This window comes from Sandaracinobacteroides sayramensis (assembly GCF_022014495.1).
Taxonomy (GTDB): domain Bacteria; phylum Pseudomonadota; class Alphaproteobacteria; order Sphingomonadales; family Sphingomonadaceae; genus Sandaracinobacteroides; species Sandaracinobacteroides sayramense.
Genome location: NZ_JAKLSQ010000031.1, coordinates 33,464 through 49,795 on the forward strand (window position 1 = coordinate 33,464; position 16,332 = coordinate 49,795).

The 16,332-nt window shown below is 69.1% G+C and carries 4 protein-coding genes; 2 read left to right on the forward strand and 2 right to left on the reverse strand.

Annotated features, from left to right (window positions below; translation table 11 throughout):
- Positions 1-90: 90 nt before the first annotated feature.
- Complete coding sequence (locus L6Q21_RS16760) at positions 91-1,383, forward strand: MFS transporter (RefSeq protein ID WP_237831899.1); 1,293 nt, start codon at positions 91-93, stop codon at positions 1,381-1,383.
- On the opposite strand, the gene L6Q21_RS16765 is transcribed toward L6Q21_RS16760, so the two are convergent.
- Positions 1,361-3,478, reverse strand: a complete 2,118-nt coding sequence (locus L6Q21_RS16765) for a S9 family peptidase (RefSeq protein WP_237831900.1) — start codon at positions 3,476-3,478, stop codon at positions 1,361-1,363. The two genes, L6Q21_RS16760 and L6Q21_RS16765, sit on opposite strands and share 23 nt — an antisense overlap.
- 182 nt (positions 3,479-3,660) lie before the next feature.
- On the opposite strand from L6Q21_RS16765, the gene L6Q21_RS16770 reads away from it, so the two are divergent.
- On the forward strand, positions 3,661-4,428 hold the full coding sequence (locus tag L6Q21_RS16770; RefSeq protein ID WP_237831901.1) for an AraC family transcriptional regulator: 768 nt from the start codon (positions 3,661-3,663) through the stop codon (positions 4,426-4,428).
- 357 nt (positions 4,429-4,785) lie between these two features.
- On the opposite strand, the gene L6Q21_RS16775 is transcribed toward L6Q21_RS16770, so the two are convergent.
- A complete protein-coding gene (locus tag L6Q21_RS16775) occupies positions 4,786-8,391 on the reverse strand; it encodes a filamentous haemagglutinin family protein (RefSeq protein WP_237831902.1) in 3,606 nt (1,201 codons plus the stop codon).
- Positions 8,392-16,332 lie beyond the last annotated feature (7,941 nt).

The window sequence follows — 16,332 nt, forward strand, 5'->3', positions numbered from 1 at the left end:
ACAATCTGGCCCGGGATATGGCCTGAATCAACCAGAATATGGCCCGGGCTGACGAGACGGCCGGGGATCGGCAGAGCAGGAACGATTTCGATGACCAGCAACGCCACCCTTGCAGATGCCGCGCCCGCCGCGCCGGAAAACTGGTCCCCGCGCGCGCTCTACACCGTCGCCTGCCTCGGCATCACCGCCGGCGTGCAGATGAGCGACATGGGCCTGCAGGCGCTGTCGCTTTCGTCCATCCAGCAGAGCTTCGGAATCAGCGACTCCTGGCTCGGCGCGCTGCAGGGGCTGGCCGGCGTGCTGGTGGGCAGCGCCATCGCCATTCCGCTGGCCCGCTTCGCCGACCGCTTCTCGCGCAAGCGCGTGCTCCTCTGCCTGATCGCCGCCTCCACGGCGATGATGGTGCTGAGCGCGCTCGCCCCCAGCTTCCCGCTGTTCTTCCTCGGCCGCTCCGCCGCCGGAATCACCGAATTCGCGATGATCCCGCTCGTCTATTCGATGATCCCCGACCTCGCGCCCGAGCGGCACCGGGTCGCCACCAACCTCAGCTTCGCGGCGCTGATGGCGCTGGGCGCCAGCGGCGGCTTCTATTTCGGCGGCGCCATCATCGCCACGGCCGACGGGCTGTTCGGCCTGCCGATCGAGCCCTGGCGCAAGGGCTTCCTGCTCTTGTCCTTCGCCGGCCTGCCGCTGCTGCTGCTCGCCGCCTTCACGCTGGACCCAGCGCGGCGCATCGTCAGTTCGGACCCGAAGACGACCGGCGCGCTGACGCTGTTCCTGCGGCAGCGCTGGCAGGCGGTCGGCCTGTTCGTCGGCGTGGCGGGGGCGCTGATGGTGGCGGTGCAGGCGCTCAACCAGTTGATCACGCTGGCGCTGGAGCGCGAGTTCCACGCCGAAGTCGCGCGGATCGGCCAGGCGATGGGCATGATCGTGCTGGTGACGACCATCGGCTGCCTCCCCATCGCCTGGTTCCTGGACAGGCTGCTGTCGCGGCGCTTCGGGCGGGCGGCGCGGCCGCTCATCATGGGGCTGAGCGCCGTCGCCGCCATTCCCTTCGCTTTCCTGCTGCTGGCCGCGCCAACGCTGGAACAGGCGCTGATGGCGGTGGCGGCCTTCATGTTCATGACCTGCACGGCGAACGCCCTCGTCCCCACCATGCTGCAGGATCTGACGCCCGCCACGCTGCGCGCCCGCAGCTTCGCGATCTGGAGCTTCGTCGTCTCCATCTTCAGCGCCACGGGGCCGCTGCTGGCCGGCACGCTGTCTGACCGGGTGACCGGCAACCACCTGCTGAACGCCATCACCCTGACGGCGATCCCGGCGCTGGCGATTTCCGCCACCTGCGCCGTGCGCTCGTTCCTCAGGGCGCGGGCGGAGGGGTAGCGCCGCCGACGCAGTGCCGGGCGAAGGCCCAGAGAGTGGAGACTTCGGCGAAACGGCTGTCGAGGTCCCCGCTCGACTGGTGGCCGCTGTCGGGGTGGAGCCACAGCAGGGCCGGGCTGCCGCCGGCCGCGCGATGGCGGATGTTGGCGATCAGCTTCCCCGGCTCCCAATAGGGCACGCGGTCGTCCTTCAGCCCTGCCGTGCACAGCAAGGGCGGGTAAGCGCCGGGGCCGACATTCTCGTAAGGGGAAATGGAGGCGATATAGTCATAGGCTTGCGGGTCCGAGAGCGGATCGCCCCAGTCGGGGCGGAACAGCGGCACCAGCGGGTGTTCGGCGTCGCTCATGGTGTTCAGCATGTCGACGAAGGGCACCTGCGCGATCACCCCGGCCCACATCGACGGCTCGATGTTCATCGCCCCGCACACCAGCAGCCCGCCGGCCGAGCCGCCATGCGCCACGATCTTGCCCGGCGCGGCGAGGCCGGCTTCCTGAAGGTGCCGGGCGCAGGCGATGAAGTCGGTCATGGAATTGCGCTTCCGCATCCGCCGCCCTTCCAGGAACCAGCGCCGGCCCTTTTCCGAACCGCCGCGCACATGGGCGATGGCGTAGCGGAAGCCCGCGTCCACCAGCACGGTCGCCGGCAGGGAGAAGAGCGGCTCGCTGGAGAAGCCATAGGCGCCATAGCCCGTCAGCAGCAGCGGCGCCGGGGCGTTCTCCATGTCCCGGCGCGACAGCAGCGTGATCGGCACCATCGCCCCGTCCAGCGCCCTCGCCTCCAGCCGCTCGACGACATAATTTTCCGGGTCGAAGCCGCGCAGCCTTTCCTGCCCCACCGTGCGGCGGGCGCCGGTTGCAAGCTCGATGTCGATCCAGCGCGGCGGGTTGGCCGGCGTCTGATGCACGATGCGCACCTGCCCTGCCCCATATTCCTGCGCCGGCAGAAGCTGGATGGCGTAAGCGGGGTCGTCGAAGCCGATCAGCTTCTCGGCGCCGTCGGCCTGCATCAGCACCAGCCGGTGCAGGCCGTCCACCCGCTCCAGCCGCACCAGCGCTTCGGCGAAGGGCAGGATGGCGACGATCTGCACGCCTTCGCGGTGCGGCACCAGTTCGCCCAGCGCCTCGAAGCCGCTCATCCCCAGCGCCAGCAGCTTGCGGTCGATGGCGGCGTCTTCGTCCGTCAGCAGCAGCAGCATTCCGGCCCATTCGTTCACTTCATAGGTCACGCCCCGCCGGCGCGGGCGGACGACCATCGGCTCGGCCTCTTCCGCGTCGGCGGCGATCAGCCGCACCTCGGCCATGTCCGGCCCGGCCATGGTCAGCGCCACGAAGCTGTCGGCGGCGGTGCGGGCCACATGCAGGAAGATCGCCGGATCCTGCTCTTCATAGACCAGCGCCGCCTCGCCGCCTTCCACGGGCGTGCGGTAGACACGGGTGGGCCGGCTGTGCGCGTCCCGCCAGATCCAGAACAGATGGCGGGAGGACGGCGAGAAGGTGAAGCCGCGATAGCCGAAGGCGTCGCCCTCCACGAGGACGCGGATCTCGCCCGTCCGCATGTCCAGCCGGCAGATGCGGTGTCGGTCGTTGCCCACCAGATCCTCGGCCCAGGCGAAGTAGCGGTCGTCCGGGCTGTGCTGATGCTCGATCGCCCGGTAATAGGCATGGCCCTCGGCGCGCGCCGCCTCGTCGAACAGCAGCGGCTCCTCTCCTGTGGCCGAAGTGCGGGTGAAGATTCGATGCGCGCCGCCCGCCGGAATCCGGAAGCTGTAGCGCCACCCCCTCGACGAGACCGGCAGCGGAATGTCGATTTCCGGCGCCAGCGCGTGCATTCGCGCGTTGAAATCGGCGGCGAGCGGGGCGAGCGGCCGCAGCATCGCCTCCGCATAAGCCATCTCGGCCTGCAGATGCGCGCGCAGCCTCGGCGGCAGCCCCTCCATCGTGCGCGAGCCGGACTCGGGGATGAACTTCATCCAGGCATAGGGGTCGTTCCGCTGCCGCCCCAGTTGCACGATCTCATGGTCCAGGCGCGGTGCCTCGGGCGCGGCGATGCCCGGCCAGACGGGTCGGGGGGCGGAAGGCTCGGGAAGTGCAGGCATGGCCACCATCGTCAAAGGGATTTCAGGCCCGCCCGCATAGCATGGCGCGAGCGCCGCGTGACGCCATTCGGGCCGAACTTCCGGCCGGCAGGGCCAATTTCGCGAGTCTCTTGCAATTATCTTGCAATAGCATAAAAATGGCCCGTTCCACCCAGAGCGCCCCACATCGTCGAAATCAGGCCATGAAGCACAGCAGCGACATTCTCGGCAGCGATCGGCCCGTGCTGGCGCTTCACGACGAATATCCGGCCGGCTTCGTCGACCCGATGCACCGCCACCGGCATGTGCAGATCCTCTACGCCTGCACCGGGATCATGGCGGTGCGCACCGCGCGCGCCAGCTATGTCGTGCCGCCGAACCGGGCCTTGTGGATTCCGTCCGGGGTCGATCATGAAGTCCGCTGCCGCAGCGCCGTCTCGCTCCGCACACTGTATCTCCGGCCAGACGATCTGCCTCCGAACAGCATGGGCGGCGCGGCGCCGAGCCGGGTGTTCGAAGTCTCCGCCCTGCTGCGGGCGCTCATCCTGGAAATGGGGGAGCTGGGCACCGACTATCCGCTGGAAGGCCGGGCCGGGCATGTCGTGTCGCTGCTGCTGGACGAGATCGACCGCATCCCCGGCACGCGGCACGAGCTTTCCATGCCCGGCGACCCGCGCCTGCTGCGGGTCTGCGGCAGCCTGCTGGAGCACCCCTCCGACCCGCGCGACATAGACGAGTGGGCGCGGGTGGCCGGCATGGGGCGGCGCACCTTCACCCGCTCGTTCAAGCGCGAGACCGGCGTCGGCTTCGCCATGTGGCGGCAGCAGGCGCGGCTGATGGAAGCGATGGCGCTCCTCGCCTCGGGCACGCCCATCGCCCAGGTGGCGTTCGAGGTAGGCTATGACAGCCCCAGCAGCTTCAGCGCCATGTTCCGCCGCGCCTTCGGCGTGTCCCCCAGCCGCTACAGCTGATCCCTTTCCAGCACTTCAAGGCACCGGCGCGCAGCACCCCGTCGCCCGGGAAGCAGCAGGGCAAGGTCCATCCGGCGCCCATCCGCACGGCCTTTACCCTGTCGAAAGGGCGCCGTGCGGCCGCGCATGCCTCGCTATCCGCGGGATGGCGCTTCGCGCGAAAGCGCCGCCATCCCGACGAGACCCACGCCGCCTCCGCGTCCAGCTTTCCCCTTCGTCCCCCCGGGCTTGACCCGGGGTCCAGCTTCCCCGCCAGCGTCGGCAAGAAGCGGGATCCTGGGTCAAGCCCGGGATGACGGAAAATATATCCATTACGTCTATGAATTCTCAATCCAGGGGCAAGGGCTTTCGCCTGCCTTACTCGCCGAACCCGGCGAAGGTGACCGTGACGATGGTCGGGATCTCGGTGCGAACCTGCGGCCGCGACCGTTCGGCAAGCTGGGCCGCCTCGTTGACGATCGCGCTGGTCGCGGCCGAGGCGGCATTCAGCGCTCCGACATTCACCGCGGGCACCTGCGGAATGCCGACGGCGTCGCCCGACACCTCGATATTGGCGGCGTTCACGACGCGCAGCGCGGCGATGTTGATGTCGCCGACCACGCGAATGCCGGCGTCGCCCGCATTCACCTCGCCGAAGAAGGCCAGCAGGTCCATGCGGCTCGGACGCCGGTCGGGATCGCGCCCCTCGAAGGCGTCGAGCACACCGATGCCGGCGCCGGTCGACAAGCCGAACACATTGATGCCGATGCGCCCTGCCACATCGCTGACGAAGCTGAGCGGCACGTTGCTGACATTGGTCTTGGCGCCGATGCCGGCGGTGATGTCGCCGTTCGACGTCCACATCAGCACGTCGCCGCCCTGCAGGGTGAATATCCGCGAGCGATCCAGCGAGATCGTGTTGTTGGCCAGCAGCGAGATGTTCCCGCCGCGCCGCGTGAGGACGCCGGCGCTGTCGAGCGCGATATATTCCGCCAGCGGATTGCCGAGCGCGATCTGGCCGTAAGGCGCGATCAGATCGATCGAGCCGCCCGAGCGGCTTTCGATCATTCCCGTGCGGACGAAGATATCCCCGCCCAGCGGATTCATCGACCGATCGAGGTCGGCCGCGGCCGGGAACATGAGGTGCAGCGCGGAATAGCCGCGGGTATATTGCTGGAAGCGCCGGCTGGAGGGGTCGTTGTAGTCGATGCCGGTCTCCCGCAATTCCTGCAGCAGCACGTCGTTCAGGAAATCCCGCCGCGCCGTTTCCGGCAGGCTGGCGAACAGCGCCAGGCGATTGTCGGCGGTCACCTCATCGAAGCCGCGCCCGGCCAGCCAGTCCTCCAGTTCCTTCTCGTAGGTGTGCACCACCTTGCCCTGGTTGGTGGGGTGGGACAGGCCGAATTCCGGGTTGGCGAGATTGGCCGGGTCCAGATACAGCGCGGCGAAACCGGCATGATCCGCGCCTTGCGCGGTTCCCGCCAGAAGGTTGATGTCCGCGCCCACATCGGCCAGCGCATGGTTGGTCCGTATGGCATTATAGGGGTCGGACGCCAGCGAAGCGGCATTGCCGAGGCTGCGGACCGCGCTGCCGTTGCCGCTGAGCGGATCCCAGTTGCGGCCGGCTTCCACCCACAGGTTCCCGGCGCCCAGGATGGTCATCCGGCCGCGGTCGACGATGATGTCGCGGCCGGCATGGACGGTGGATATCCCCGCCGCGTCCGCATGGGTGATTTCCAGTATCGGGCGCAGCAGATCGGTTCCCGCATAGATGTCCACGGGCTTGGGCGAAGTCAGTATCCACGAGCTGTAGATTTCGGCGCCGTTGCGGATCGAGCCGGCAAGGGCGACGATGCGCAGCGGTTCCGGGTCGTCGGCATGCAGCAGTTCGTAACCGCGATAGAAATTGTTGCCGACCGTGGCGTTGGTGTCGCGCCAGGGGTCCAGCAGGATGGACACGGTGGTCACGCCCTGTGCCGTCAGCGGCGCCAGCGCATTGCGGATATAGGCGGTGCCGGTGTCGTCCAGAACCAGGTTGTTCATACGCAGGTCGATATCGCCCGCCGCCAGCAGTCGCAGCGTGCCGCTGGGGGCGGCGGACAGGCGGATATCGCGGCTGTTCGGCAAGGAGATATCGCCGGACAGCGCCGCCAGTTCGAAGGTTCCGGGGGCATAGGTGGAGACGGCGAGATAGCCCGTCGGGACGGACGGCCCCGTCGGCGGCTGCGGCGGCCGGATGCGGAAGGCGGCGTTGCGGTTGTCGCGGGTCAGCGCGGTCGCCGCCCAGGCGTTGTTGAGATAGGAGACGTCGCCGCCGGCCGACAGGCCGGAGATCGCCGCCCGCGCGCTGTAGCCGACGAAGGCGGAGCCGGTGGCGGTGGTGGAGGTATTGCCCGTGCCCGTGGAGCAGGCTCCGGGCAGATTCTCGCAGAGCTGCGGCTGCATCATCAGGTCATAGACGCCCTCGATCGTCACATCGCGCGCCGCGCGCAATTCCACCACGCCGTCCATCAGCCCGAACAGCGGGTTATGGCCACGTTTCTGGGTGCCGGGGTTGGTGGCAAAATAGTTCTGGACGACGATGTCGGCGATCTGCCCTTCGCCGATCGCTCCGCCCGCGGCGATGCGCGCATCGCCGCCGCCCAGCACGAAGGCGCCGCCGCGCAGGTCTCCGCCGGCGCGCAGGGCGAGATCGCCGCCGCCGCGCACCACCAGATCGGAGGCGTTGCCGATGCCGCCGACGGCGCTCGTCAGATGGCCGGTCGTTGGCAGCGCCACGGCGAGATCGACGACATCCCGCCCCGCCCGGACATCGACATTGCCGCCGCCGAGCGCGCCCACCCCATGCTGGAAGTTGCGATAGACGATCGACCAGCTCGTCTGTTCGCGCAGGATGCTGTTGCGCGGGTCGCCCGTCCAGTCGGCGGCGCCATGGCGGAACAGCCAGGCGGACGGCGATTGGGCGACCAGCGGCGACACGATGTCGCGCCCCGCCTTCAGGGAGACGTTGCCGCCCAGCGTCGGGAACTCGCCCAGCACCCGGTCGCTGTCGTTGACCTTGCGATCGACATAGGCGCTGGTGTCGAAGCCCGGGGCCGCCGCCGTGCGGCGGCCCGCGGTGTAGGTCACCGATTCATTGCCAAGCTTCAGGTCGCGCCCGGCCCGCACGGCGATATCGCCGGTGCCGGTGCGCACGATGCGGCCGGTGCCGGTGAAGGGCGGAAGATCGCCCGGGAAGGTCAGGCCGCCCGGGAAGGCATCCGCCGGCACGACATATCCGGCCGGAAGATTGCCGTTGATCGCAACCAGCGTCACCCCGGCGGGAACGACATTGTAGGGAAAGCCCCACGACCCGTAATACCATTGGCCAGTCGACGACTGGGCTGCGCTGATCGACGAGGGCATCTGCCAGGCGGCGGCGGGCGTGACCGGCAAAATGTCCGTCAGCGCCCGAGCCCTGTCGAGCGGCTGGCCGCCGGCGATGACGGTCGGCGGCAACCGCTCGATCAACTCGCCAAGCGCGATATCGCCGCCCGCCTCCAGCCCGATATCGAAGGATTGGCCGTCGGCCAGGGCGGCATCTGCCGCGGTGCTGGCGAAGCCGTCGGAGACATTGGCTTCGATGCGCAGGTCGCCGCCGGCTTCCAGCCCGAAATACCCGCCGCCCGCAATGCGCGAGAGATCGACATCGGCGGCGACCAGCAGGTCGCCCCCGGCGCGCACGATCACCCCCGCGCCGCGATCCCAGCCGGCGGGCGCCGTGCCGGAAGCCAGCCAGGCGCCCGCGTCGCCCACGAAGGCGTCGACCAGCGCGGCGTCCACCGTCGCGGCGTCATAGACGCGGCTTCCCACCAGCAGCTTCTGCCGCGCGCCGGTGACGGTGGCCGAAAGCTCGACGCCGGCCGTCCGGTCCGCGCGCACGATCAGCCGGCCGCCGCCTTCGCGGCCGCCGCCAAGCTCGATCGAGGCGCCGGGAGCCAGCACCGCCCGGCCTTCATCGGCCGCCAGCGTGACGCGCCCGGANCTTCATCGGCCGCCAGCGTGACGCGCCCGGAAGCGCCGCCGTCAGCGCGCGCCTCTATGCGGCCGGTGGACGCGAGGGTGACGTTGCGCCCGGCCAGATGGACGATGCCGCCATCGCGGTCGGCGGCGTCGGCATTGGCCCGTATCGCCCCGGCGATGGTCACATCGCCGCCGCGCGTGACCAGGGTGACGTCATGCGCCAGGATCTCCTCGCCCGACGCCAGGACGATATCCTGCGCCCCGAGCCGGATGTCCCTCGCCGCACGGAAATCGCCGGCATTCAGCAAGGCGTTCAACAGCGCGAAATCGGTCGTTTCGGCCTCGAGCAGGAAGCTGCCGCCGGCCTCCCCTGCCGCGCTGCTGGCGGACAGCGTGCCGGCGAAAGCGGCCCGGCCGCCGGCCGAGACGTCGACGAACCCGGCGGCCCCGCCGCGCGGATCGGCCGAGACATCGATGCGGGATCCTTCCAGCGCGCGGATGTCGCCGCTCGCCGTCAGCTGCACATAGCCGCCGGGCGCGAAGCGCGCGGTGTCGCGGAAGTCCCTGGCCGCGCCCGAGACGTCGAGACGCGCCGCCGCGCCCAGTTGCAGCGCGCCGCCGGTCGCCTCCAGATGGATCGAGCCGGCCCGCGCCTCGACGACGCTGTCGATCAGCACGCCGCGCCCGGCCAGCAGCAGGCGGCCCCCGAGCCCGGGCTCGCCGTCCGATCGCCGTTGCCCGTCGTCGGCCCTGAACGCCAGATCGCCATCGGCGCGAATGGCATGGTCCGCCGCCGTCGCGACTTCCACATGGCCCACGGCCAGGTCGACGCCGCCCGCCACCCGCAATGCGCCGCTGTTCGACAGGCGGATCTCGCCGGCCCTGCCGCCCAGCAGCGCGAAGCCGTCCAGGGCGATCCCGCCGCCTTCGAGCAGCAAGCTGTCGACGTCGAGCGTGAACCGGCTATCCCCGGCCGCTCCGCCCGCGCCGGCATTGCCGCTGTTGCGCAGGTGGAAGCTGCCGGCGACCAGGGCCACCTCGGCGTCCCGGCCTTCGATCCGTGCGCTGTCGAGCGTCAGGCTGCGCAGGCTGGTGGAACCGTCGGCCAGCCGCCCGCCAAGCGCGACATCGCCGAAGAAGGCGATCGCCTCATGGCCGCGCAGCAGCAGCTCGCTCGATTGCGCCAGCTTCTCCAGCAGTTCCGAGCCGAGCGCGGTTCCGGCTTCGCCTTCGGGCGCCTCGCCCAGCAGGATGCGCCCCGACGCCAGATCGAACTGCGCGACATCGAAGGTGGCGTCCGCCGACAGGTCGAAGCCCGCCGATGCGTCGATCGACAGGGCGCCGCCCGTCGCCAGGCGCACGGCATCGCCGATCGCGAGGCTGCCGCCCTCGCCCCGCGCGCCGCCGCGCACCAGCCCCACCCGCTCGTTGGAGGACAGCCGCAGCAAGGCGCCGTCGCCGCTCAGCATCAGAGTGGAACCGTTGGTCGCCGCGCCGCCGCTGGCGCGCAGGGATGCGCCATCGCCGATGGCGATCTCTCCGGTGGCCGCCAGCAGAAGTTCATTGCCGCTGTACTGCGTGCCCGGCGCGACCAGAAGGTCGCTCGCCGTCGTGGCGATCGTATGCCCGGCCGTTTGATAGCTGGTGCGGGGGCGATTGCCGCCCAGCAGCACGCTGGCCGCGCCCAGCGCCTCGATCTGGCGGCTGTCGATGCGCAGATAGCCCTCGGGGGCCACGCCGTTCGTGACCAGTGCGATCTTCGTGCCCGATATATCCAGCTCGCCGGCCAGGCCGTCGGCGGCGCCGAAACGGCCGCTGCCGCTGAAGTCGAGGCTCTGCCGGGCGTTGATGCCGATGCTGCCCGCGTCGGCCAGCGTGCGCACGACGAGACCCGCCGCCTGCGCCTGCGCCGCCTTGCCGGCGTTGAAGGACAGGGTCGCAAGACTGCTGTACTGGCGCCATGCAGGCGCATCCATCACCTGCCAGACGGACCAGAAGGGATCGCGGACAGACGTGCCGGCGACGGCGCGATAGCCGCTCGCCACCACAGACCCGTCGTCCAGGCGGACCGCGGCGGCCGGGCCGCGCAGCGTCCCCTCCAGCGGGCGGACGAGCAGGCCGCCCTCCAGCATCGCATAGGCGGTCGGCAGCAGGGTGTAGTAGCCGGCCGCCAGGCCCGGCACGTTCTGCAGCCACACCGTGTCGCCCACCGTCAGCCGGTTGTCCGTCTCCTCGCCGTCGATCAGCGGCATGGGCCGGGTGCCGAAGGAAGGCAGGATGGCGAAATAGCCGCTGTCGGACCTGTCGGCGAGGATGTTGCGCGTCCCGCCCGTGCCGGGCAGGAAGCTCCAGCCGATCAGGTCGCCGCCGCCGGACACGTCGACGACCGCCCCCGCGTCGACCGTCACATCGGCGCCTTGCAGGTCGATCCGGCGCGTGAGCGCGGCGGAAGGCGCCCAGAGCCCGGCGAAGCGCTGCTCCTGGTCCAGCAGGCCGACGGGAAGCACCGCGCCTTCCAGCGATACGGAAGTCAGGCTGCCGGGCGCCAGGGTGAGCCGGCCGGCCACCGCGTTTCCGTCCGCATCCAGGCTGTCGATCGCTTCCAGCCGGATTTGCCCGGCGGGCGCGCGCAGCACACCGGCCTGCACGATCTCCGGCGCGCGCAACGTCAGCCGGGCGCGATATTGCAGCGGCACGGGGGCGGCATTGCCATTGCCGCGCACGGTGATGGATTCGCCCGCGCGGATCAGCACGCCGGGGTCGCTGTCCTCCCGGTCGTAATGCCTGCCGTCGGCGCTGCCCCAGCCGATATCCTGGCCATTGGCGGTATAGACCTGCGCCGCCTCCAGCAGCAGCGACCCGCCGGTGGAAAGGCCGGCGTGAACCTGCGTGGTGGAAGCGGTCGAGCCTACAAAGCGGATGTCGCCATCGGCGATGAACTGCACCTGCGCGAAGCCGGCGTCGGCGCAGGTGGCGCAGTCGAAGCGGCTGAAGCCGTAATGGTCGATCAGCCCGGCCCTGATCGTGAAGCTGCCCGCCAGATCGGTGTCATAGGCCGGCACGGCGATGTCGGTGGCGTAATCCCCGCTGAAGCGGCGGCCGCCGAACTGCACATAGGGCGCCGCGATCTCGACCGCGGCCGCATCGCCGGCCGTGCGCAGATAGCTGTCGGACATCAGCTCGATCGAGTGGCGCGCCGTCAGCGACACCGGCCCGTCGAAGACGAGGCCCCTTGCATTGGTGGAGCGGATGAGCAGCGTGTCGGCGCCGGAGCCGTTGATCCGGTCGGCATAGATGGTGATCGCGTCCCGGCTCAGAACCGTATCGGCAAGGATCGGGGCCGCATCCGGGTCGATCGACTGGCGCAGGGTGATCCCCCGCCCGCTTCCACTCGCATTGACGACGACCAGCGCCCCGCCGCGTCCGGTTTCGCCGCCCGCATTCAGGCGCAGATCGCCGCGCACCTCGCCATCCGAGACATGGACGATGACCGATCCCGCCGCGCCATGGGTCTCGACCGCGGTGGTCGACGCCCGGCCCGTGCCGCCGGGGAAATCGGTGACGCCGGCAAAGCCCGACACATCCAGCACCGCGCCTTCGCCGACCAGCAGGCGGCGGGCATTGCTGGTGCCGATGCCCGACCCGCTGTCGTCGTAATTGGACAGGCCAAGATGGATCGTTCCGCCATCTGCGACCGAGCGCATGGCGAGGCCATTGGCGTAGGCGATCCGTTCATAGCCGGCGGCCAGCAGCCGCGCCGCTTCGCCGATGCGGATGCTGTTGGAATCGCTATATCCCGGATTGGCCGAACCAATCGTGATATCGCCGCCCGGCGTCGCGATGGTGCCGCCGACATAGATGTCGGCAAAGCTGTCGAGCCGCACCGTCGATTCCGGCGTCAGCAGGATATTCGCCCCGTCCTCGATCGTCAGCTTGCCGGGCCGGGTGGTGCTGGAAAGCGCAAGGCTGAAGGGGCGGCCGGAGATGCTGTTGCGCACCATGCTGCTGCCGCCTAGACGGGTCTGGATGGTCGACAGGTCGATATGCGTCGCCTGCCGCTGGCTTTCGGGCAGGTCGAGCGAGGAGAGGAGCGACACGCCGGAACCGGCCACCCCCGCCAGCGCGGCGAGATCGGCGCCCGTCGCCACGTCGCGCAGCCGGCCGGTCAGCGCCAGCGTGTCCACCTCCGGCGAGAGGGTGACATCCGACTTGACCGTCAGGCCGCGCGACCCCGCCAGCGCGAAGCTCGCGAAGCCCTGATGCGCGAAGTTCGATCCGAGCAGCTCGCTCGCGAACGGCACGGCGATGTCGTTCGCAAAGATCGTGCCGGCGTCGATGGTGCTGCCGGCGGCGACGATCACGGCGCGATCCAGCACGCTGCCTTTGAGAGCCGTTTGGGCGAGCGGCGAACCCAATTCATAGCCATTGGGGAAGATAGCGCTCGGCAGCTTGTCACCGGGCTGCAACTGGCCACCGAAAGAATTGATATACGTCCCCGCCGGTATCGTGGAACCCGAATAATAATATCCGGCTCCCCACCATTGGCCGTCCTCTCGCAGTTCGACAGCGGCCGCCATCCAACCTGACGGCAATGTCCAGTCGTCCTGAAGATGCAATGGATCTTGCGGGCGATAGACATTAACATTCGGACTACCGGAGTAAGCCGTGTCAGGCTCCAGCTTCGAGATATAATAGGTCGCATCGGCGGGGAGCACGTCGCCGGCCGGGATCACCACCGCGCGGGGCAGGCTTAGCGTGCGCGGGAGCGGGGTGCCGGCCTTCAGCACGCCATCGGCGATCTCCGCCAGTTCGCCCCAGTCGTGCGGCGATCCGCCGAGATCGCCCGAAGCGAACAGACCCGGCCGGACGAGCTGGAAATTATTGTCGATCGCGATGTCGGCGGTCAGCACCGTGCCCTGCTGGATGACCGTGCCCAGAGGCACGGTGTAATCCGTGTCCAGCACCGCCCCCTTGGGCAGGAGCAGCGGAACATTGCCACTGAGGGTAAGACCATCTGGGAATATGCTGGCTGACAGACGGAAACCCGCAGGGAAATTCCCTTCCAGATAGATGAGCGCCATGCCCGCTGGCAGAACGGTGCCCGAGCCATACCACTCCCAATTCGCATCATAGGCACTAAGACCGTCAGGAACGGTCCAGCTATCGCCGAGGATGATCGGATTATCCTCGTCGTAGAAAGAGACGTAGCTGCTTCGAGCGGCAATGACGCCATCGGGCGGAATCATGTTGCTGGATTGGACGCCATCCACCGGCAGCGGCGTGCCCGCCTCGATCACCAGTTGCCCGGTCAGCACCAGATCCTTCGGCGCCGCCGTGCCCGCTTCCAGCACGCCGCCGGCGATCGCCGCCAGATCGCCCCAGTCGTCGGCGACGATCAGTTCCTGCCCGCTGTCGATCTGCAAGGTGCCGCCCTTGCCGGGCGCGATTCCGCGCAGGGTTCCGTCCAGCACCAGCCTGCCGCTGGACGCGCCCGCGTCCGCCGGCGAACCGCGTTCGGCGCCCCAGGCCGTGTCCAGCAGGATGCTGCCGGCATCGCCCAGTTGCAGAGTGCGCCCGTCGGTCGCCAGATGCGCCGCCCCCGACACGTCGATCAGCGAACCCCGCTCCAGACTGATGTCATAGCCGATGATTCGCACCGATCCGCCGTCGATCACCGGCGCGGTCAGCGCTTCGCCGTTCAGCGCTTCCAGCCGGTTGTTGCTCCAGCGGCCGGACACGTCGATCACCCCGGTCTCGCCCAGCCGGGTGCCCGGCCGGATTGAATCCGGCATGGTCGCCCATGTGCTGCCGTCGCCCGAGAGGCTGGGGATCCACAGCGTTTCCAGCGACACGCTGCCGCCCGTGGCGCGAAGCGTGCCGTCGATCTCCGCCCGCCGGCCGATGAAGCGGAAGCTGCCATAGTCGCCCAGATCGACCGTCACGCCCTCGCCGATCGTCAGCACCCCGCCCTTCAGCAGCGGCGCCCCCAGCGCATTGGAAGTGGCGTCGCCGCCGTAGATGGTGACATTGCCGAAATTCGCGCCGTCGAACCAGCTTGTCGGCAGCACATGCTCATAGCTGGCATGGCCGGCGACCTGCGAGCCGAGGCCGACGCGCGCGGTCAATTCGCTATCGGCGGTGAAATCCGCGCCCAGCACCGGCGCCCGGTCTGCGATGCTGACATTTCCGCCCAGCAGGGTGCTCTGGAAACGGGAGATGACCAGCGTGCCCTGCGCCGGCCGTTCGCGCCAGATGCGCGTGCTGTCGGTGATGCCCGCGCCGGCCGGCGCTTGCGTTTGATATTCCCCCTGCACGATTCCGGCGCGCACCTCCCCCTCGAAGATGCGGGCAAAATCGTCGGTGCCGTTGCTCATCCGGTTGACGCCGAGGATCAGCGACCCGGCCGACCGGCCTTCCGTGTAGCCCCGCTGCCAGCTTCCGGTGGAAACCCGCGCGAAGGGGTTGCGGAACGTCTCGGTGACGCCCCAGCGCTCATGGTTGACGACGAAGTCGCCTTCCAGGCCGACATATTTGACTCCGGCGGTCGCCTGCTCGATCGGCACCAGCCGGCCGAAGGCGTCGATCAGCCGCGTGCGCCGCACGAAGCCATCATTGTAGACGACGCTGCCGCCGGAGAGGTCGATCGTCGATCCCTCGCGCGCGATGATCTCCGGCGCCGACAGCAGCAGCTTGCCGCCGCTGGTCATGAACTGGTCGGCGGTGCGGCCGATGAGATCGTACCAGCCGGACAGATCGGCGAAGCTGTCCTCGCTGTCGTCCAGGCCGCCGCCGAGGCGGGCGTCGAAATACACCGTTTCGCCCCGCAGCGAGCCCTCGCGCGCCACGGGATTGTTAGCCAGCTCGTTGGCGCGCAGTTCCGCGCGCACGCTGTTCTGCTCCATCTCGATCTCGATGCCGTTGAGGCCGGAGACGTCGATGGTCGCGCCGCTGCCGATATAGAGGCGGCCGAGCGGATTGGCGGTGACCGTATTGCCGGACTGATATGGCCTGACCAGCAGCGAGACGTCCGCGCCCGGCGCCCAGAGGGTCGATCCATCCTCGAAAGTGATCTGCCCGGCGGTCATCTGCACTCTCGAGACGCGGAAGCTGTCGCCCACCGCCTTCTGCCCGCTGTCGTCGGGCAGGATCGACATATGGCTGCCGCTGCCGATAGTGATGCTGCCCGTGAAGCGCCCGGAACCGATCGGGTCCGACTCCTCCCGTTCGGGAACGCCGCCGCCGATCAGCTCGCGCATGTGGCCCGAGGTCCAGTAACCGATATAGCCGGTGTTCGCGTCCAGGATGATCGAGCCGGGCCGCTCGACATCGGTGGTGACCGCGATCAGCCCGTCCTGCCGCACCGTCTTCCCGGTGACATAGGCATTGCCGCGCGCGGCTTCGATGATCCCGCTGTTGCGCGCCTCGCCCCCGCGCGTGACCAGCGCGGCATAGCCGGGGAAGCGCAGCGCCGCGTCGGTCCATGATCCGGTGGCCGAGACGACCCGCCGCTGCGCGCCGTCGAACAGCGCCATGTCGCGGCCGGCGGCCAGCAGCACCTGCCCGTCCGGCGCGCGGATGGCGCCCTTGTTGGTGACGTTCCGGCCCAGCAGCACCGCCTGGCCGAGCGGCGCCACCTCGATCCGGGCGCCGGCCTCGACGGTGACGCCGTCATAGGCTTCGAAAGTCTCGTCCGGCGCATAGGAGCTGTCGTAATCGAAGACTCCGCCGTCGCTGAATGTGATCGGAAAGCTGTGCAGGTCGGTCGGATTCTGCGCGAATATCCCGTCCTTGAACCGCTGGTCGCGCGCGGCGATCCGGGCCTTTTCCCAATCGAGGTCCGATGCGTCGGCTGGTCTTGTATACTCGACTGTTCCTGCGTGGATATCGAGTGAGGAAGCGATGATGGACCGGACGTTGACCTGC

Bases quoted from the DNA above. Each gene is read 5' to 3' on its own strand.
- L6Q21_RS16760 (WP_237831899.1), top strand. From the start codon at position 91: ATGACCAGCAACGCCACCCTTGCAGATGCCGCGCCCGCCGCGCCGGAA.
- L6Q21_RS16765 (WP_237831900.1), bottom strand. From the start codon at position 3,478: ATGCCTGCACTTCCCGAGCCTTCCGCCCCCCGACCCGTCTGGCCGGGC.
- L6Q21_RS16770 (WP_237831901.1), top strand. From the start codon at position 3,661: ATGAAGCACAGCAGCGACATTCTCGGCAGCGATCGGCCCGTGCTGGCG.